The sequence below is a fragment of the Hydrogenophaga luteola genome (genome assembly GCF_042648585.1).
Lineage (GTDB): Bacteria > Pseudomonadota > Gammaproteobacteria > Burkholderiales > Burkholderiaceae_C > Hydrogenophaga > Hydrogenophaga luteola.
In genome coordinates, this window is record NZ_JBHRXX010000005.1 from 834131 (window position 1) to 852808 (window position 18678).

The 18678-nt window shown below is 68.2% G+C and carries 16 protein-coding genes and 1 tRNA gene; 13 read left to right on the plus strand and 4 right to left on the minus strand.

The window, feature by feature from the left end:
* Window positions 1-44: 44 nt before the first annotated feature.
* Window positions 45-120: transfer RNA gene (locus ACFOPI_RS14055), tRNA-Arg, on the minus strand.
* 351 nt (window positions 121-471) lie between these two features.
* Here ACFOPI_RS14055 and ACFOPI_RS14060 point away from each other — a divergent pair.
* From ACFOPI_RS14060 to ACFOPI_RS14110, 11 genes are all read left to right on the plus strand, one after another.
* Window positions 472-1377: a carbohydrate porin gene (locus ACFOPI_RS14060; protein ID WP_382174783.1), complete on the plus strand. Its 906-nt coding sequence runs from the start codon at window positions 472-474 to the stop codon at window positions 1375-1377.
* Between the two features lie 154 nt (window positions 1378-1531).
* Window positions 1532-2599: a LacI family DNA-binding transcriptional regulator gene (locus ACFOPI_RS14065; RefSeq protein ID WP_382174785.1), complete on the plus strand. Its 1068-nt coding sequence runs from the start codon at window positions 1532-1534 to the stop codon at window positions 2597-2599.
* Window positions 2600-2858: 259 nt separating this feature from the next.
* Window positions 2859-3860, plus strand: a complete 1002-nt coding sequence (locus ACFOPI_RS14070) for an ABC transporter ATP-binding protein (protein WP_382174787.1) — start codon at window positions 2859-2861, stop codon at window positions 3858-3860.
* Window positions 3861-3925: 65 nt separating this feature from the next.
* Complete coding sequence (locus ACFOPI_RS14075; RefSeq protein ID WP_382174790.1) at window positions 3926-5227, plus strand: ABC transporter substrate-binding protein; 1302 nt, start codon at window positions 3926-3928, stop codon at window positions 5225-5227.
* 33 nt (window positions 5228-5260) lie between these two features.
* Window positions 5261-6265, plus strand: a complete 1005-nt coding sequence (locus tag ACFOPI_RS14080) for a carbohydrate ABC transporter permease (protein ID WP_382174792.1) — start codon at window positions 5261-5263, stop codon at window positions 6263-6265.
* Entirely contained in the window at window positions 6262-7434 is a 1173-nt protein-coding gene (locus ACFOPI_RS14085; RefSeq protein ID WP_382174794.1) for a carbohydrate ABC transporter permease, read from the plus strand. The genes ACFOPI_RS14080 and ACFOPI_RS14085 overlap by 4 nt, the downstream gene beginning before the upstream one ends.
* Window positions 7435-7437: 3 nt before the next feature.
* Window positions 7438-8787 carry a GH1 family beta-glucosidase gene (locus ACFOPI_RS14090; RefSeq protein WP_382174797.1) on the plus strand — a complete coding sequence of 450 codons (1350 nt, stop codon included), beginning with the start codon at window positions 7438-7440 and terminating at the stop codon, window positions 8785-8787.
* Window positions 8784-10430, plus strand: a complete 1647-nt coding sequence (locus tag ACFOPI_RS14095) for an alpha-glucosidase family protein (RefSeq protein WP_382174799.1) — start codon at window positions 8784-8786, stop codon at window positions 10428-10430. Before ACFOPI_RS14090 ends, ACFOPI_RS14095 begins: the two co-directional genes overlap by 4 nt.
* A gap of 92 nt (window positions 10431-10522) precedes the next feature.
* On the plus strand, window positions 10523-12163 hold the full coding sequence (locus tag ACFOPI_RS14100) for an alpha-D-glucose phosphate-specific phosphoglucomutase (RefSeq protein WP_382174802.1): 1641 nt from the start codon (window positions 10523-10525) through the stop codon (window positions 12161-12163).
* Between the two features lie 20 nt (window positions 12164-12183).
* Window positions 12184-14049 (plus strand): alpha-amylase family protein, encoded by a 1866-nt coding sequence (locus tag ACFOPI_RS14105; protein ID WP_382174805.1) that lies wholly within the window; start codon window positions 12184-12186, stop codon window positions 14047-14049.
* Between the two features lie 109 nt (window positions 14050-14158).
* Window positions 14159-15019 carry a c-type cytochrome gene (locus ACFOPI_RS14110; RefSeq protein ID WP_382174807.1) on the plus strand — a complete coding sequence of 287 codons (861 nt, stop codon included), beginning with the start codon at window positions 14159-14161 and terminating at the stop codon, window positions 15017-15019.
* A gap of 63 nt (window positions 15020-15082) precedes the next feature.
* On the opposite strand, the gene ACFOPI_RS14115 is transcribed toward ACFOPI_RS14110, so the two are convergent.
* From ACFOPI_RS14115 to ACFOPI_RS14125, 3 genes are read right to left on the minus strand one after another with little or no spacing between them, the layout of a single operon-like run.
* Window positions 15083-15649, minus strand: coding sequence for a DUF2946 family protein (locus tag ACFOPI_RS14115; RefSeq protein WP_382174809.1), 567 nt, complete (start codon window positions 15647-15649; stop codon window positions 15083-15085).
* Between the two features lie 9 nt (window positions 15650-15658).
* Window positions 15659-16657 carry a YheT family hydrolase gene (locus ACFOPI_RS14120; protein WP_382174812.1) on the minus strand — a complete coding sequence of 333 codons (999 nt, stop codon included), beginning with the start codon at window positions 16655-16657 and terminating at the stop codon, window positions 15659-15661.
* 2 nt (window positions 16658-16659) lie between these two features.
* The gene (locus ACFOPI_RS14125) at window positions 16660-17097 is read right to left on the minus strand and encodes a YybH family protein (protein WP_382174814.1); all 438 of its coding nucleotides are present in this window, start codon (window positions 17095-17097) and stop codon (window positions 16660-16662) included.
* A 75-nt stretch (window positions 17098-17172) separates the two neighbouring features.
* Here ACFOPI_RS14125 and ACFOPI_RS14130 point away from each other — a divergent pair, with 75 nt between their 5' ends.
* Both ACFOPI_RS14130 and ACFOPI_RS14135 read left to right on the plus strand, forming a co-directional pair.
* A complete protein-coding gene (locus tag ACFOPI_RS14130; RefSeq protein ID WP_382174817.1) occupies window positions 17173-17772 on the plus strand; it encodes a LemA family protein in 600 nt (199 codons plus the stop codon).
* Complete coding sequence (locus tag ACFOPI_RS14135) at window positions 17769-18674, plus strand: TPM domain-containing protein (protein ID WP_382174819.1); 906 nt, start codon at window positions 17769-17771, stop codon at window positions 18672-18674. The genes ACFOPI_RS14130 and ACFOPI_RS14135 overlap by 4 nt, the downstream gene beginning before the upstream one ends.
* Window positions 18675-18678: the final 4 nt, after the last annotated feature.

Consider the following 18678-nt stretch of genomic DNA (forward strand, 5'->3'; position numbering starts at 1 on the left):
TCGGACCGTGGGCCACAGAGAACCCACGTAAGCCATTAATTTTTTGGCGCGGCTGGCGGGGATCGAACCCACGACCCTTGGCTTCGGAGGCCAATACTCTATCCACTGAGCTACAGCCGCGCGTGCTTGGAAAGCCCGCCATTGTCTCACATGCGCCCGGCTGCACCGGACCACGGGATCCGCGGCGCAGCGCCGGCACAGACCCCGTCGGCAGGCCCTGATTGCTAGCATTTTTTGTATCTTTATTACGATGCAAACCATTGCACCAGACGGGTTTTCCCGATCCCAGTTTTTGTTGTTTTTAAGCAGTTACGTAACAGTTACGGGGCTTTTTTTCAGGGTTTCTACCGAATGCAACCGTTTGCACCAATGGTCGAATTCGTGGGCTTTCCCGACCGGTGTTGAACGCCCCCACATGAAACATCGGTACAGGAGAGAGTGGTTCACAACATTCACACTCCGGAGTACCTCATGCAACACAGCTTCAAACTCGCGGCCGCCGCCGCCCTTTGCGCCACCGCTTTCGCCGCCCATGCCGAGATGACCATGGACGCCAACCTGGAACTGGACACCACCTACCAGAACAAGGTGGAAGACGCCTCCAACGCCCGCGACAGCGACCTGAACATGGGCGGCCGCGTGGAATTCAACGTCGGCGCCAAGGCCACCAACGGTGACGCCTTCGTGGCCGCCCGCGCCAGCCTGCTGCTCAAGAAGGACGGCGACACCGCCACCGACGACATGTGGGTCCAGTTCGGCAACGGGGCCGGCGACGTCAAGATGGGCCGCTTCGAAGCCATGGACCTGTTCCCCCTGGGCAAGGACGTGCTGGTCGAGAACAGCGGCTACGGCGGCTACCGCGCCAACAAGCTGCGCGGCCGTTTCGGCAAGGACTCGGTGCACATCGCCCCCGGCTTCAACGCCGGCCCGGCCCGCATCGAAGTCGGCCTCGTCTACAGCAAGGAAGCTGGCGAGGCCCGCGGTGTCCGTCCGGCTGTGAGCTTCGGCTCGGGCCCTGTGACCGTGCGCGTGGGTGTGGAGTCGGTCAAGGTGGTCGGCGGCACCGAGAGCACCAACGGTGCCGGCGTGTCCCTGGGTTACGCCCTGGGTGAAGGCTCCAGCATGAACTTCAACTTCGCCAAGATGGAAGACGACAAGTCCGTCGGCATCAACGGCACCTTTGGCCCCGCCGGCTTCGGCCTGATCCTGGACAAGGGCGCCAGCGGCGCGAAGAACAACACCTTCTACGCCGCCTATTCGTTCCCGCTGTTCGGCGTCAAGGGTGCCACCATCACGCCCGCCCTGAGCTTTGCCAAGGGCGGCACCGGCACCAAGGGCCAGACCGCGGCCCGCGTGCGCATCAATTACGCGTTTTGATCGGGGGTTCCCGATCTTTCCGGGGTGAGAGATCCTGAAAGGGTGATCGATCCCATTTCCTCTCGGCAATCAGAGTTGGCCCGGGCGTCGCAAGGCTCCCGGGCTTTTTTTCCTCCCCACCCGCCCGATCGTTATCGGGTGAAATAATCTGCCGATGCCTCGCCAGTCCGCCGCCCCCACACCCGACGATTCCGCGCCCGCCGCACAGACGCCCGCAAAGGGTCGCAAGCGCATGCAGATGGCCGACATCGCCCGGCTGGCCGGTGTGTCGGCGTCCACCGTCTCGCGCGCCCTCAGCGGCAGCCCGCTGATTCCGCAGGCCACGCGCGAGCGCATCACCGAGCTGGCCAATTCCCTGGGCTACCGCGTCAACGTCGGCGCGGCCAACCTGCGCAAGCGCGGGGTGCAGACCGTCGGCGTCGTCATCCTGGGCGACAGCATGCAGATGATCTCGGACCCGTTCCTGCTGAGCATCCTGGGCTCGGTGGCCGACACCCTGGACGAGCGGGGCATGAGCCTGCTGCTGACGCGCCTGAAGGCAGACCGCCAGCACGTGCTGTCGGACCTGGTCGAGAGTGGCCAGGTCGGTGGCCTGATCGTCATCGGCCAGCTGACGCTGCACGACTACCTCAACGAACTGACGCGCAACGGCTTCCCGATGGTGGTCTGGGGCGCACCGCTGCCCGATGCGCTGTACCCGGTGGTCGGCGGCGACAACGCCATGGGCGGCTACCTGGCCACGCGCCACCTGATCGAAAAGGGTTGCCGCCGAATCGCCTTCTTCGGCGACATCACCCACCCCGAGGCCGGCCAACGGTACCTGGGTTACACCCGCGCGTTGGACGAGGCTGGCATCGCCATGGACCCCCGCCTGCTGCAGTCCTTCCTGTTCGGCGACTCGCGCATCCGCGAGGTGATCGATGGATGGCTCAACCAGGCCACGCCGTTCGACGCCATCTTTGCGTCCAGCGACGTGACTGCCATTTCCCTCATGGGGGCGCTCAACGAGCGCGGCGTCGCCGTTCCCACCGACGTCAAGCTGGTGGGCTACGACGACATCGCCCTGGCCGAACACGTGCACCCCACCCTGACCACCATCCGCCAGCCCACCGGCCAGGCCGGACGCGCGCTGGTGGACCTGCTGTTCGAGGCACTCGCCGGCCAGCCACGGCGCTCCATCGTGCTGCCCGCCTCGCTCATCGTGCGCGAGAGCAGCGTCTGAAGAGGTGTATGGCCCCCACGCTCCGCCGCTGACGCGGGTCGCAGCCCCCCGAGGGGGCTGATCCGGCTGGGGACGGCCCGGCGCCGGATCGCGCGTGCCCCCACGCTGCGCGGCTGTTTTCGTAACCCGCTTGTTCCACATACCTAGGGCAAACCCCATCATGCAATCGATTGCATCGATGCTGTAATTTTGTGACGGTCGGGCGTGCTGACCGGTTCCGCCCCGTCCAATCCGGCGGGCGACACGAAAGGTTTTCCCCATGGCGCAGTCCGGTTTGCGTTTGCGAGACATCAAGAAAAGCTACGGCCGCGTGGACGTGATCCATGGTGTCGACCTGGACATCGAGCCAGGCGAGTTCGCGGTCTTCGTCGGCCCCTCGGGCTGCGGCAAGACCACGCTGCTGCGCATGATCGCGGGGCTGGAGGAGATCTCCGGCGGCGAACTCTCGATCGGTGAGCAGGTCGTCAACGAGCTGCCACCCAGCGAACGCGGCGTCGCGATGGTGTTCCAGAGTTACGCGCTCTACCCGCACAAGACGGTCTACGACAACATGGCCTTCGGCCTGAAGATCGCCAAGCTGCCCAAGGACGAGATCGACCGCCGCGTGCGCGAGGCCGCTGGCATCCTGCAGCTCACCGACTACCTGCAGCGCCTGCCCAAGGCGCTCTCGGGCGGGCAGCGCCAGCGCGTGGCCATCGGCCGCGCCATCGTGCGCAACCCCAAGGTGTTCCTGTTCGACGAGCCGCTGTCCAACCTGGACGCCGCGCTGCGCACGAAGATGCGCGTCGAGCTGGCCACGCTGCACCGACGCCTGGGCGCGACCATGGTCTACGTGACGCACGACCAGGTCGAGGCCATGACCCTGGCCGACAAGATCGTGGTGCTCAACAAGGGCCGCATCGAACAGGTGGGCGCGCCACTGGAGCTCTACCACCGCCCGGCCACGCGCTTCGTCGCCGGCTTCATCGGCTCGCCGCAGATGAACTTCATCGAAGGCGCCTACGCCCAGGCGCTGGGCGCGCACTGCGTGGGCGTGCGGCCCGAGCACCTGCACCTGGCGGCCGACGGCCCCATCGAAGGCACGCTGCGCCACGCCGAGCAGCTGGGCAACGAGACCTTCGCCTACATCGACGCCGGCGCACTGGGCGAGCTCACCGCCCGCGTCGACGGCTCGGTGGCGGTACAGCCGGGCGAGACGCTGCGTCTGGGCCACCGCCACGAACACCTCTACCGGTTCGACGCCGCCGGCCTGCGGATCTGACCCCCGTTTTCCCCCCCGCTTTGCGGATGGGCCGCGAAGCTTTATTCACTCAGGAGACAAGCACGATGTTCAAGACCACCACGATCGCCGGCGCCGCCGCACTGGCGCTAGGCACCCTGGGCGCCGCCGCCCACGCCGCCGACTACAAGGGCCCCGACCTCAAGGGCGAGACGATCACCGTCACCTGCCCCTGGACGGGTGCGGAAGAAGGCTTCTTCAAGAAGGTGATCGCGAACTTCGAGAAGGCCACCGGCGCCACGGTGAAGCACTCGTGCTCGCAGAGCTCCGAGCAACAGATCGTGATCGACATCAAGGCCGGCTCGCCGTCCAACATCTCGGTGTTCCCGCAGCCGGGCCTGGCCGCCAACATGGCCGCCATCGGTGGCCTGGTGCCGCTGGGTGACAAGGCGCGCGACTGGGTCAAGACCAACTACGCCGCCGGCAGCTCCTGGGCCGACCTGGGCACCTACAAGGGCAAGGACGGCAAGGACAATTTCTACGGCCTGTTCTTCAACGTCAACGTCAAGAGCCTGGTCTGGTACATCCCCGAGAACTTCAAGGAAAAGGGCTACAAGGTGCCCAAGTCCATGGAGGAGCTGCAGGACCTGACCAAGAAGATCGCCGCCGACGGTGGCAAGCCCTGGTGCATCGGCCTGGGCTCGGACGCCGCCACTGGCTGGCCCGCGACGGACTGGGTCGAGGACATGATGCTGCGCACCCAGAGCCCGCAGGTCTACGACGACTGGACCAGCAACAAGATGAAGTTCAACGACAAGCGCGTCGTCGAAGCGATCGAAGCCTACGGCTGGTTCGCCCGCAACGACGCCTACGTGGACGGCGGTGCCAAGGCCGTGGCCACGGTGAGCTTCAAGGACAGCCCCAAGGGCCTGTTCGGTTCGCCGCCCAAGTGCTACATGCACCGCCAGGCCTCGTTCATTCCGGCCTTCTTCCCTGAAGGCAAGGCGGCCGACGCCGACTTCTTCTACTTTCCGTCCTACGCCGGCAAGAAGCTGGGCAACCCGGTCCTGGGCGGCGGCACGATCATGACGATCACCAAGGACAGCAAGGGCGCCCGAGCCTTCATGGAGTACCTGCAGCACCCGCAGGCCCACGAGATCTGGATGGCCGAGGACGGCTTCCTGACGCCGCACAAGGGCACGGACCTGGCCAAGTACAAGACCAAGGCGCAGCGCAAGCAGGGCGAGATCCTGCTGAACGCGACCACCTTCCGCTTCGACGGTTCCGACCTGATGCCCGGCGCCGTCGGTGCGGGCAGCTTCTGGAAGGGCATGGTCGACTACTCGGGCGGCAAGTCCGCGCAAGCTGTCGCAGATGACATCCAGAAATCCTGGGATGCGTTGAAGTGACCTCCTGAGCAGAACAGACACGGACGGACCACCATGACCGACTCCATCTTCCAGACCTTGTTGGCCGTGGCGGTCAGCGTCGGTGTCTGCCTGCTGTACTTCGCGGGCAGCAACTGGCTGCTCGACAACATCCTGGCGCGGCCCTCCATGCCGCGCCAGCAGCGCGAACGGCTGCGCGAGGGCGTGCGGCCCTGGCTGTTCATCGCGCCGGCCCTGCTGCTGCTGGGCATCTACCTCGTCTACCCATTCTTCGAGACCCTGCGCCTGAGCTTCATGGACGCCACCGGCGAAGGCTTCGTCGGCCTGTCCAACTACGCCTGGGTGCTGACCGACGAGAACTTCCTCATCACCATCCGCAACAACTTCCTGTGGCTGCTGGTGGTGCCGGCCGCATCCACCGCGCTCGGACTGATCGTGGCCGTGCTGGCCGACCGCGTCTGGTGGGGCAACGCCGCCAAGACCCTGGTCTTCATGCCGATGGCCATCAGCTTCGTCGGCGCGAGCGTGATCTGGAAATTCGTCTACGACTTCCGCGGCCCGGACAACGAGCAGATCGGCATCCTCAACGCCATCGTCCAGGGCATGGGCCTGGCGCCGCAGGCCTGGGTCACGGTGCCGTTCTGGAACAACTTCTTCCTGATGGCGATCCTGATCTGGATCCAGACCGGCTTCGCGATGGTGATCCTCTCGGCCGCGCTGCGCGGCGTGCCCAACGACACCATCGAGGCGGCGCGCATCGACGGCGCCACCGAGCTGCAGATCTTCTTTGAAATCATGATTCCGCAGGTCATGTCCACCATCCTGGTGGTCTGGACCACCATCACCATCACCGTGCTCAAGGTGTTCGACATCGTGATGGCCATGACCGGCGGTCAATGGGACACCAGCGTGCTGGCCAACCTGATGTACGACTGGATGTTCCGCGGCGGCGGCGACTACGGCCGCAGCTCCACCCTGGCCATGGTGCTGATGCTGGCCGTGATCCCGGTGATGGCCTTCAACATCCGCCGCTTCCGTGCCGAGGAGGCCCAGCGATGAAACTCAGACTCTCCCCCGCCACGCTGGCCGCCCACGCGCTGCTGCTGGTCATCGTCCTGGCCTGGGTGCTGCCCACCTTCGGCCTGCTGGTCTCCAGCTTCCGCGACCGCGAGCAGATCGTCAGCTCCGGGTGGTGGACCGCGCTGTCCACCCAGACCCGGCCCGACATGCGCCGCACCGCCGGTGCGCAGAGCGTGGTGAAGGACGGCGACAGCTTCGTCATCGCCGGTCGCCTGTTCCCCGAGGGCAATGCCACCCGGCTGCAGCGCTTCTCGATGAAGTCGTCCGATCCGGGCGAACACCCGGTGGGCACCACCATCGAACTGGGCGATGCCCAGATCTTTGACGACGAGGACGGCAAACCCGACGGCACGGTCACCGTGGCCGCCGACGGCCAGTACCGGATGGTGCTCAACCAGGCCTACGAGAGCGACCGCGGCGTGCGCATCTTCTACGTGGCCGAGACACCGCCGAGCTTCACCGCCAGCAACTACCAGAAGGTGGTCGACTCCGAGGGCGTGGGCAACGCCTTCCTGAACACCTTCAAGGTCACGATTCCCGCCACCTTCATCCCGATACTGATCGCCGCCTTCGCCGCCTACGCCTTCAGCTGGATGGAGTTCCCCGGCCGGCGCTGGCTGTTCGTGGTGGTGGTGGGCCTGCTGGTGGTGCCGCTGCAGATGTCGCTGATCCCGCTGCTGCGGCTGTACAACGACGTCGGCGAGAGCCTGGGCATCGCCTCCAAGTCCTACCTGGGCGTGTGGCTGGCACACTCGGCCTTCGGCCTGCCGCTGGCGATCTACCTGCTGCGCAACTACATCGCCTCGCTGCCGCGCGACATCATCGAGAGCGCGCGCATGGACGGCGCCACGCATTTCCAGATCTTCACCAGCATCGTGCTGCCGCTGTCGGTGCCGGCACTCGCTAGCTTCGCGATCTTCCAGTTCCTCTGGGTCTGGAACGACTTCCTCGTGGCGCTGGTGTTCCTGGGCAAGTCGCCCGACCAGGTGGTGCTGACCATCAAGCTCAACGACCTGCTGGGTTCGCGCGGCGAGAGCTGGGAAATCCTGACCGCCAGCGCCTTCGTCTCCATCGCGGTGCCCGTGGCCGTGTTCTTCTCGCTGCAACGCTTCTTCGTGCGCGGCCTGCTCTCAGGCTCCGTCAAATAACCCATGACCGATTCCCCCATCTTTCCCCCTTCGTTCGAATGGGGCTGTGCCACCGCTGCCTTCCAGATCGAGGGCGGCGCCCTCGAAGGCGGCAAGCGGCCCAGCATCTGGGACGACTTCTGCGCCCAGCCCGGCCGCATCAAGGACGCCAGCGACGGCCTGGTCGCCTGCGACCACTACCACCGCTTCCGTGAGGACGTGGCGCTGATGGCCGACCTCGGTTTCCGGCACTACCGCTTCTCCATCGCCTGGACCCGCGTGGTGCGTGAGGACGGCAGCGCCAACCCCGAGGGGCTGGACTTCTACCGCCGCCTGCTCGACGCGCTGCACGACAAAGGCATCACGCCCAATGCCACGCTGTTCCACTGGGACCTGCCGGCGCAGCTGCAGCGCGTGCACGGCGGCTGGCTGCACCGCGACACCGCCCAGCGCTTCGCCGACTACGCGCAGATCGTCGCGCGCGAGTTGGGCGACGTGCTGCCGCGCGTGGCCACGCTCAACGAACCCTGGTGCAGCGCCTTCCTGGGCCACGACATCGGCGTGTTCGCGCCCGGCGTGCAGGACCGGCCGTCGTCGCTGCTGGCGGCGCACCACCTCATGCTGGCGCATGGGCTGGGCCTGCAGGCCTGGCGCAGCGTGCGCAGCGACACGCAGTTGGGCATCGTGCTCAACCCCGAGCTGTGCGACCCGGCCAGCGACGCACCACAGGACGTGGCCGCCGCGCGCCTGGCGGAGCTGGAGCGCAACGACGTCTTCCTCAACCCGCTGTTCGGCCGCGAGTGGCCGGCCGAGATGATCGAACAGATCGGCGCACTCGCCGACCAGCGCCGCCCGGGTGACCTCGCCATCTGCGCCCAGCCGCTGGACTTCATCGGCCTGAACTACTACACCCGCTCCATCGCGCAGGCGCCGCAGAGCGCTGTCGAGCAGCGGCGTGGCTACCGCTTCGTGCCGCCCGACCCGCAACGCCCCGACCTCACCGACATCGGCTGGGAGATCTACCCGCAAGGCCTGGAGCGCGTGACGCGCAACCTGCTCGCGCAGTGGCCGCTGCCCCCCATCTGGATCACAGAGAACGGCGCCGCGGACAACACGCCGGTGACCGATGGCGGTTGCGACGACCGCCTGCGCCTGGACTACCTGCAATCGCACCTGCAGCAGCTCTCGCAGATGGTGGCCAGCGGCCTGGACATCCGCGGCTACTACGTCTGGAGCCTGCTCGACAACTTCGAGTGGGCGCACGGCTACACGCAGCGCTTCGGCGTTGTGCACGTCGACTACACCTCCCAGCAGCGCACCCCCAAGGCCAGCGCGCGCTGGCTCCAGCAACTGATTTCCACACCGCAAACATGAGCAACAAGGCACCCAACAACGGCTGGTGGCGCGGCGGCGTGATCTACCAGATCTACCCGCGCAGCTTCCAGGACTCCAATGGCGACGGCATCGGCGACCTGCCGGGCATCACGCAGCGGCTGGACCACATCGCCGCGCTCGGCGCCGACGGCATCTGGATCTCGCCCTTCTTCAAAAGTCCGATGAAGGACTTCGGCTACGACGTCAGCGACTACTGCGACGTCGACCCGATGTTCGGCACGCTGGACGACTTCAAGGCACTGGTGGCGCGCGCGCACCAGCTCGGCCTGAAGGTGATGATCGACCAGGTGCTCTCGCACTGCAGCGACCAGCACCCCTGGTTCGTGGAGAGCCGCAGCAGCCGCGACAACCCCAAGGCCGACTGGTTCGTCTGGGCCGACGCGAAAGACGACGGCAACCCGCCCAACAACTGGCTCTCCATCTTCGGCGGCAGCGCCTGGCAGTGGGACACGCGCCGCTGCCAGTACTACCTGCACAACTTCCTCACCAGCCAGCCCGACCTGAACTTCCACAACCCGCAGGTGCAGGACGCGCTGCTGGCGACGGTGAAGTTCTGGCTCGACCTGGGCGTGGACGGCTACCGCCTGGACACGGTCAACTTCTTCTTCCACGACGCGCAGCTGCGCGACAACCCCGGCCGTGGCGCACCCGACCTGAACAACCCCGACCCGGCGGTCAACCCCTTCAACCCCTACGGCTGGCAGCGCCACGTCTACGACAAGAGCCGGCCGGAAAACCTGCCCTTCCTGCAGAGCCTGCGCGCCCTGCTCGACCAGTACCCGGACACCACCATGGTCGGCGAGATCGGCGACGACGACGGGCTGGCGCGGGTGGCCGAATACACCGCCGGTAGCGACAAGCTGCACATGGCCTACTGCTTCGACCTTCTGGGCGAGGCGCACGACGCGCCCTTCCTGCACGGCTTCCTGCAGCGCTTCAACACCATCGTGGGCGACGGCTGGCCCTGCTGGGCCCTGTCCAACCACGACGTGGTGCGCTCGGCCACGCGCTGGGGCGGACCCAACCCGGACCCGCGCCTGCTGCGCCTGGCCGCGGCCTTCCAGGCCAGCCTGCGCGGCACGGTCTGCCTCTACCAGGGCGAGGAGCTGGGCCTGCCCGAGGCCGAGCTGCGCTACGAAGACCTGCAGGACCCGTACGGCATCACCATGTGGCCGCAGTTCAAGGGACGCGACGGCTGCCGCACGCCCATGCCCTGGTCGGCCGACGCGCCGCAGGCGGGCTTCACCACCGGCAGCAAACCCTGGCTGCCGGTGGCCGACACACACCGGCCACTGGCGGTGGACCGCCAGGCCGGGGATTCCGGCTCGGTGCTCTCGTTCTTCACCCACCTGCTGCACTGGCGCCGCCAGCAGGTCGCCCTGCGCGAAGGCAGCCTCACCCTGCTGCCCGCCGATCCGCAGGTGCTGGCCTTCGTCCGGCAACACGACACCCAGACGCTGATGTGCGTCTTCAACTTCAGCGATCAGCCGGCCGAGTTGGCACTGCCCGGTGACTGGCAGGGCGCCACGGCACTGGAAGGCAGCGGCCTGGACGGCGCCCGCCTGGCCGGCGCCACGGTGAAGTGCGCACCCTGGGGAGGGATGTTCCTGCAGCGCGGCTGAACGCACGGACCTCGCCCTGAAGTGCGCGACACTGGCGGCTGTGGCCGGCCTTCCCCGGCCGGAACCCTGTTGCCATTCCCTCAGGAGCCCCCATGAGCATCCAGACTGTCGCCACCACCCCGTTCGCCGGCCAGCTGCCCGGCACCTCCGGCCTGCGCAAGAAGGTCACCGTCTTCCAGCAGCCGCACTACCTGGAGAACTTCGTCCAGGCCCTGTTCGACGTGCTGCACGGCGACGCGCCGGCCGCAGGGCAGACGCTGGTGCTCGGCGGCGACGGTCGCTTTCACAACCGCACGGCGGTGCAGGCCATCCTGAAGATGGCGGCCGCGCGCGGCTACGGCAAGGTGCTCGTCGGCCAGGGCGGCATCTTGTCCACGCCGGCCACCAGCGCCGTGATCCGCCGCCGCGGCGCCAGCGGCGGCATCATCCTCTCGGCCAGCCACAACCCCGGCGGCCCCGACGGCGACTTCGGCATCAAATACAACGCCACCAATGGCGGCCCGGCGCCCGAGAAGCTGACCCAGGCGATCTACGAGCGCACGCAGACGCTCGGCCAGTACCGCCTGAGCGACGCGCCCGACATCCCGCTCGACACCCTGGGCACGCACGTGATGGAGGGCATGGCGATCGAGGTGATCGACCCTGTGGCCGACTACGCCGCGGTGCAGCGCGAGCTGTTCGACTTCGATGCCATCCGCCGCCTCTTCGCCAGCGGCTTCCGCCTGCGCTACGACGCCATGTGGGCGGTGGGCGGTCCGTACGCGAAAGCGATCATCGAGGGTGAACTGGGCGCACCGGCGGGCACCGTGGTCCACGCCGAACCGAAGGAAGACTTCGGCGGCCTGCACCCCGACCCCAACCCGGCCTACGCCGACGACCTGATCGCCCACCTGATGGCGCCCGACGCGCCCGACATGGGCGCCGCCTCCGACGGCGACGCCGACCGCAACATGATCCTCGGTCGCAGCTTCATCGTCTCGCCGTCCGACAGCCTGGCCGTGCTCACCGCGCACGCCACCAAGGTGCCAGGCTACGCCAGCGGCCTTGCCGGCGTGGCGCGCTCCATGCCCACCTCCACCGCCGCCGACCGCGTGGCCAAGGCGCTGGGCATCGCCTGCTACGAAACGCCGACCGGCTGGAAGTTCTTCGGCAACCTGCTCGACGCAGGCAAGATCACGCTCTGCGGTGAAGAGAGCTACGGCACCGGTTCCAACCACGTGCGCGAGAAGGACGGCCTGTGGGCCGTGCTGTTCTGGCTCAACCTCGTCGCCGTCACCGGCCAGTCGGTCGAGCAGTTGGTGCGCGGCCTGTGGGCCGAACACGGCCGCTGCGTCTACTCGCGCCACGACTACGACGGCATTCCCACCGAGAAGGCCAATGCGCTCATGGCCGAGTTGCGTGCCCAGCTGCCGTCGCTGGGTGGCAGCACCGTCGAGGGACAACAGATCGCCTGGGCCGACGACTTCGCCTACACCGACCCGGTGGACGGCTCGGTCAGCCAGAAACAGGGCGTGCGCGTGGTGCTCGAAGACTCCTCGCGTGTGGTGTTCCGACTCTCCGGCACCGGCACCGAAGGCGCCACGCTGCGCGTCTACCTGGAGCGCCACGAACCCGATGCATCGCAACACGACGTGCCCGCGCAGGACGCCCTGGCGCCCCTGGTCGCGCTGGCCCGCACGCTGGCCCGCATCGAACACCACACCGGCATGGCGCAGCCCACCGTCATGACCTGAACCGCCGCCCATCCGCCACCATGCTCGACCGCATCGAACACCGCCTCGCCCAGTCCCTGCGCGCCCAGCCCAACTGGGCCGCCTTCGCGAAACGGCTGTCGGTGCACGGTCCGCGGCTGGTGCGCGAGCTGTCGCACCTGTACGGCGAGCGGCCAGACTTCGAGCGGGTGGTCGAGGACCTGCTGCACGTGGCCTACGACGGCTGGCGCGAGCGGCCCGCCGACCTGCAGCACCTGGACGCCGTGCGCGAGCAGACACCCGACTGGTTCACGTCGAACCAGATGCTCGGTGGTGTCTGCTACGCCGACCTCTGGGCCGGCGGTTTGGAGGGTGTGAAGGACCAGATCCCCTACCTGAAGGAACTCGGCCTGACCTACCTGCACCTCATGCCGCCCTACCTGTGCCCGCAACCGCACAACGACGGTGGCTACGCGGTCAGCAGCTACCGCGCCACCGATCCGGCGCTGGGCAGCATCGACGATTTGCGCAAGCTGTTCACCGCCCTGCGGCAGGCAGGCATCTCCCCGGTGCTGGACTTCGTGTTCAACCACACCTCCGACGAGCACGAGTGGGCGCAGAAGGCGGCGGCGGGCGACGCCGAACACAGCGCCTACTACTGGATCTTCCCCGACCGCAGCGAGCCCGACGTGTACGAGCAGACGGTGCGCGAGATCTTTCCCGACGAGCACCCCGGCGCCTTCACCCAGCTGCCCGACGGCCGCTGGGTCTGGACCACCTTCCACACCTACCAGTGGGACCTGAACTACAGCAACCCCACCGTGTTCACCGCCATGGCGCGCGAGATGCTGTTCATCGCCAACCTGGGCGTGGACTTCCTTCGCATGGACGCGGTCGCCTTCGTCTGGAAGCGCAAAGGCACGCCCTGCGAGAACCTGCCCGAGGCCCACCACCTGCTGCGCGCCTACAACGCGCTGGCCCGCATCGCCGCCCCCTCGCTGCTGTTCAAGAGCGAAGCCATCGTGCACCCGGACGACGTGGCGGCGTACATCTCCACCGAGGAGTGCCAGGTCTCCTACAACCCGCTGCAGATGGCCCTGCTGTGGAACTCGCTGGCCACGCGCGAGGTGAACCTGCTGCAGCATGCGCTGGAGCACCGCCACGCGCTGCCACCGCACACCGCCTGGGTCAACTACGTGCGCAGCCACGACGACATCGGCTGGACCTTCGCCGACGAGGACGCGGCGCACTTCGGCATCGACGGCTTCGCCCACCGCCAGTTCCTCAACCGCTTCTACGTCAACCGCTTCGAAGGCAGCTTCGCGCGCGGCGAGCCTTTCCAGGACCACCCGGTCACCGGCGACTGCCGCATCAGCGGCACCGCTGCTTCTCTCTGCGGCGTGGAACAGGGCGATGTGCACGGCATCGCGCGCCTGCTGTTGCTCTACGGCGTGGTGCTGGCCAGCGGCGGGATTCCGCTGATCTACCTCGGCGACGAGGTCGCGACGCTCAACGACCACGGCTGGCAGAAGGACACTCACAAGGCCGGCGACAGCCGCTGGCTGCACCGCCCACCGCGCGACGCCGCGCGCTACGCCCAGCGCCACGATCCGTCGACGCCCGCCGGCCGCATGTTCACCGGCCTCACCCACCTGATTGGCCTGCGCCGCCACCTGCCCGCGCTCGCGGGCGGCGCGCTCACCCCGTTCTGGACGCAGAACCCGGCGGTGCTGGGTTTCCAGCGTGGCGAAGGCGCGGCCTCGGTGCTGGTGCTGGCCAACTTCACCGAGCACCCGCAGGCGGTGGACCAGCGCGTGCTGGCGGCGCTGCCTGGCGGTGTGGTCGACATGGTGGGCGGTGGCGGCTTCGACCTGCGCACCGGAATCACCCTGCAGCCCTACCAGCAGCTGTGGCTGGTGCAGCCCTGACGGGCCGGCCAGGCAGCGGCTCGTCAGGGTCGGCTGGCTATAATTCGCGGCTATTTGCCCTGTGCAGGGCCCCCACCCCCACCAGACCGACTCGCCACCCGAGGACCCCATGAGCGACCACGCGCACGACTCCCACACCGGCCCGATCAAAACCCCCGCCCAGCTGCTCTGGACGTCGTTCTTTTCCTTCGTGGTCCCTGTTTTCGTCATCATTGGCCTGGTGTACTACGTCACCTCGGACAACAAGCCGGCCGCTGGCGCCGTCGACCCCGAGCTGGCCACCGCCATGCGCATCCAGAAGGTCGGCTCGGTCGAGCTGCGCGACGCCAACCGCCCGCTGGCCGCCGGCGAAGCGGTCTACACCGCCCAGTGCTCGGCCTGCCACGCCACCGGCGCCGCCGGTGCACCCAAGTTCGGCGACGCCGCCGCCTGGGGCCCCCGCATCGCCACCGGCTATGAAGCCCTGCTGACCTCCGCCCTCAAGGGCAAGGGCGCCATGGGTGGCCAGGGCGGTGGCGCGTTCAGCGATGTCGAGATCGGCCGCGCCGTGGTGCACATGGCCAACGCCGCCGGCGGCAAGTTCGCCGAGCCGCAGGCCCCGGCCGCTGCAGGTGCCGCCGCTGCCGCTCCGACTGCTGAAGCCGCTCCCGCGGCCGCCCCTGCCGCCGCGGCGCCTGCTGCCGCCGCCCCGGTGGCCGCCGCACCCGCTGCTGCTGCCGCCGTGCCCGTGGCCGGTGCTGGCGAAGCTCTGTACAAGCAGGCCTGCGCCGTCTGCCACGCAGCCGGTGTGGCCGGTGCACCCAAGTTCGGCGACAAGGCCGCCTGGTCCGCCCGCGTGGTCCTCGGCTTGGACGGTCTGACCGCCAGCGCCATCAAGGGCAAAAACGCCATGCCGCCCAAGGGCGGTTCCACCGCCTCCGACGCCGACATCAAGGCCGCCGTCGAGTACATGCTGGCTGCCGTCAAGTAAGGCGCAGCGCCCCCCAAAAGAAAGCCGGTCACATGACCGGCTTTTTTGTTGCACGCTCAGCGCTCAGGCCCAGGGACCAGGCCCCAGGACGCGCTGCGGGCTTTTCACGAACGCCCAGCGCTTCGGCAGGCTGTCCACTGCCACCGGCTCGGGCTGCCAGGTCCCTTGCTCCACCAGGTCGGCCGCCTGCGCCATGTCGCTGGTGTGCACCAGGCCCAGGCCGAGGGCGGTCACGAGGTACAGGCGCCCGGCTTCGTCCAGCAGGCAATGCTTCACGGCGCCGGCGGGCGCACCGGTGTGGGACTGCACCGAGCCGTCGGGCTGCAGGCGCCAGATCCAGGGCGTGGCTTCGAGCTCGACATAGACACGCTGCGGTCCGTTCTGGAAGAACCAGCGGCCCTGTTCGTCGGCCAGGTAGTTGCGGCCGATGAAAGCAATCAGCTTGTCGTGCAGCAGGCGCGAGCCCTTGGCCGGAGCCACGCCCTCGCCCGGTTCGGCGGCGAACGGGCCGGCGCGCTGGCAACGGTCGTCGCGCATGTACCAGTCGCCGCGCGCGTCCAGGCCCAGCCAGCCATGGCAGTCCGGCACGTTGGGCCATTTGGCCAGCGCGGCCTTGACGATGTCGTCCATGGGGTGTCCTCAGCGGTGGGCCAACAGCCAGTGCCCGACCGCTGCCGGCATGGCCATCACATGGCCGGGCAGGCCCAGCGGCGGCAGGGATACCGGGAAGCCGACATGCCCGCCCTGGGCGGGCTGCCAGAGCGTGACCCGGGGGCCGGCCTGACGCGGTGTGGGCAGGGAGTCGGCGGGCACGAAGGGATCGTTGAGCGCATTGAGCGCCAGCGCCGGCACGCGGATGTCGCTGAGCACCGGTTTGGCCGATGCGCGGGTCCAGTAGTCGTCGGTGTCGCGAAAGCCGTGCAGCGGTGCGGTGAAGAGGTTGTCGAACTGGTAGAGGTCGCTAGCAGCCAGCAGCGCATCTCGGTCGAACAGGCCCGGGTGCTGCTCCAGCTTCTTCAGCGCCTTGGGCACCATGGTGGAGAGGAACATGCGGGTGTAGACCAGCCGGTTGAAGCCGCGTCCGATGGCGTGGCCGCCCGCGGCCAGATCGAGCGGCGAACAGACCGCCGCCACCGCCCGCACCGTGTGCGAGGCCTCGGTGCCCATCTCGCCGGCCCAGCGCAGCAGCGCATTGCCACCCAGCGACACACCGGCCGCCAGCAGCGGGCGGCCCGGGTGTCCGGCGACGAAGCGGCGGAGCATCCAGTCGATTTCCTGGAAGTCGCCCGAGTGGTAGGCGCGCGGCGCCAGGTTCAGCTCGCCCGAACAGCCCCGGAAGTGCGGCACCGCCAACACCAGGCCCTCGCGCGCAGCAAAGTCGGCAAAGGCCACCGCGTACTGGCTGGCGGAGGAGCCCTCCAGTCCGTGGAACAGCACCAGCAGCGGCGCATCCGGCGCCACCGCATGGGTGGTGGTGTCGACGTCGACGAAGTCGCCATCGGGGGTCGGCCAGCGCTCCCGCCGCCATTGAGGCACGCCCCCCGCGTGGCGCCGCGCAAACAGCGCCGCCCACAGGGTCTGGGCGTTGCCGCCTGGCAGCCACCAGGGCGCCGTGTAGTCGAAAGCCGGTGCCGCCATGCTCAGTGCAGCACCGGGGGCGCGCTCAGGGCGTCCGCCGGCTCGTTGCGGCTGCCCGGGCTGGCATGGTGGGCCACCATGCGCCACCCGTGCACGGTCTTGGCGTACACATTGGTGGCCAGCACCCAGGCGTGGGCCGGTCCGTCGTCGCTCATCACCTCGATGCGTTCGATCACGCTGTGCACGCTGCAGCCACCGGCGTCGATGCGGCGCGCCCGCTCGGGCTGCACGCGCACGCCGCCGTTGGTCAGCAACGCCTCGAACGCCGCCCGGACGGCGGCGTGGCCGACCAGGCGCTGTCCGCCCGGGTGCACGCAGACGATGTCCTCTTCATCGGCCCAGCAGGCCATCAGGCGCTCCAGGTCGCCCTGGTGCAAAGCGTCGTAGAAGGCGGCTTCGATGTCGTCCGCAGTGCCGGGGGAAAACTTGGGGCGGGGCATGGGGAGGGTGCAGGAGCGTGGTCGGCGGCGCAAAAGCGGGGCACTATGATAGGTCTTTGCCTCGCAGGAGTGACCATGAAGCGCCATCTGTCCCTCGCCTCCCTCGTGCTCGCCGCTGCCCTTGCGCTGACCGGCTGCGGCTACAACGAGTTCCAGAGCCTGGACGAACAGAGCAAGTCGGCCTGGGCCGAGGTGCTCAACCAGTACCAGCGCCGCGCCGACCTCATCCCCAACATTGTCGCCACCGTCAAGGGCGAGGCCAACTTCGAACAGGAAACGCTGACCAAGGTGGTCGAGGCGCGCGCCAAGGCCACGTCGATCCAGGCCACGCCCGAGATGCTCGGCGACCCCGAGGCCATGGCGAAGTTCCAGGCCGCGCAGGGCGAACTGGGCAGCGCGCTCAGCCGCCTGATGGTGGTGGTCGAACAGTACCCCAACCTCAAGGCCAACCAGGGCTTCTCCGACCTGCGCGTGCAGCTCGAAGGCACGGAAAACCGCATCACCGTGGCTCGCAACCGCTACATCGAGGCGGTGCAGTCCTACAACGTGCTGACCCGCAGCTTCCCGACCAACGTCACCGCCATGGTCTTCGGCTACAAGACCAAGGAAGGCTTCAAGGTCGAGAACGAGGCCGCCATCAGCACGCCGCCCAGGGTCGACTTCAGCAAGCCATGACACTGCGCCTGGTCCGCGCGCTCGGCTTGGGCGCGCTCTGGCTGCTGTGGGCGGCGGTGGTCTGGGGACAGGCCGTGCTGCCCCTGCCCGAGCTCAGCAGCCGCGTGATCGACCAGACCGAAACCCTGGACGCAGCCCAGCAGGCCGCGCTCGAATCCCGGCTCGCCACTTTCGAAACGCAACGCGGCACCCAGATCGTGGTGGTACTGGTGCCCACCACGCAGCCCGAGGACATCGCCGACTACACCCAGCGGCTGGGCGATGCCTGGAAGATCGGGCGACAGGACGTGGGCGACGGCGTGCTGTTCGTCGTGGCCAAGAACGACCGCCGGGTGCGCATCGCCACCAGCAAGACCCTGGAGGGCGCGATTCCCGACCTGGTCGCCCGCCGCATCATCGACCAGGCGGTCACGCCGGCCTTCCGCCGCAACGACTTCGCGGGTGGCATCGAAGCCGGCATCGACCAGATCATCACCCGCGTGACTGGCGAGAACCTCCCCCTGCCCGAGGCCGGCGGCGGGCCAGAAGACGCGGGCTTCGCGCCCATGGACCTGCTCATCTTCCTGGTCTTTGCGGTGCCCATGTTCTCGGCGGTGCTGCGCAGCCTGTTCGGCAACAAGCTGGGCACCCTGCTCACGGGCGCAAGCGCGGGCACCATCGCCTGGGTGCTCACCGCGGTGGTCTGGGTCGCGGTGGGCGCCGGCCTGCTCGCCATGCTCGCCGCGCTGTTCTTCCAGATGCTGCCCTCAATGCCATCGTCCGGCCGCGGGCGCCGGGGCGGCGACTGGGGCGGCGGTGGTTTTGGCGGGGGCGGCCATGGTGGTGGATGGAGCGGCGGCGGTGGCTTCAGCTCGGGCGGTGGGGGCAACTTCGGGGGCGGCGGCGCCTCTGGCAGCTGGTGACGGC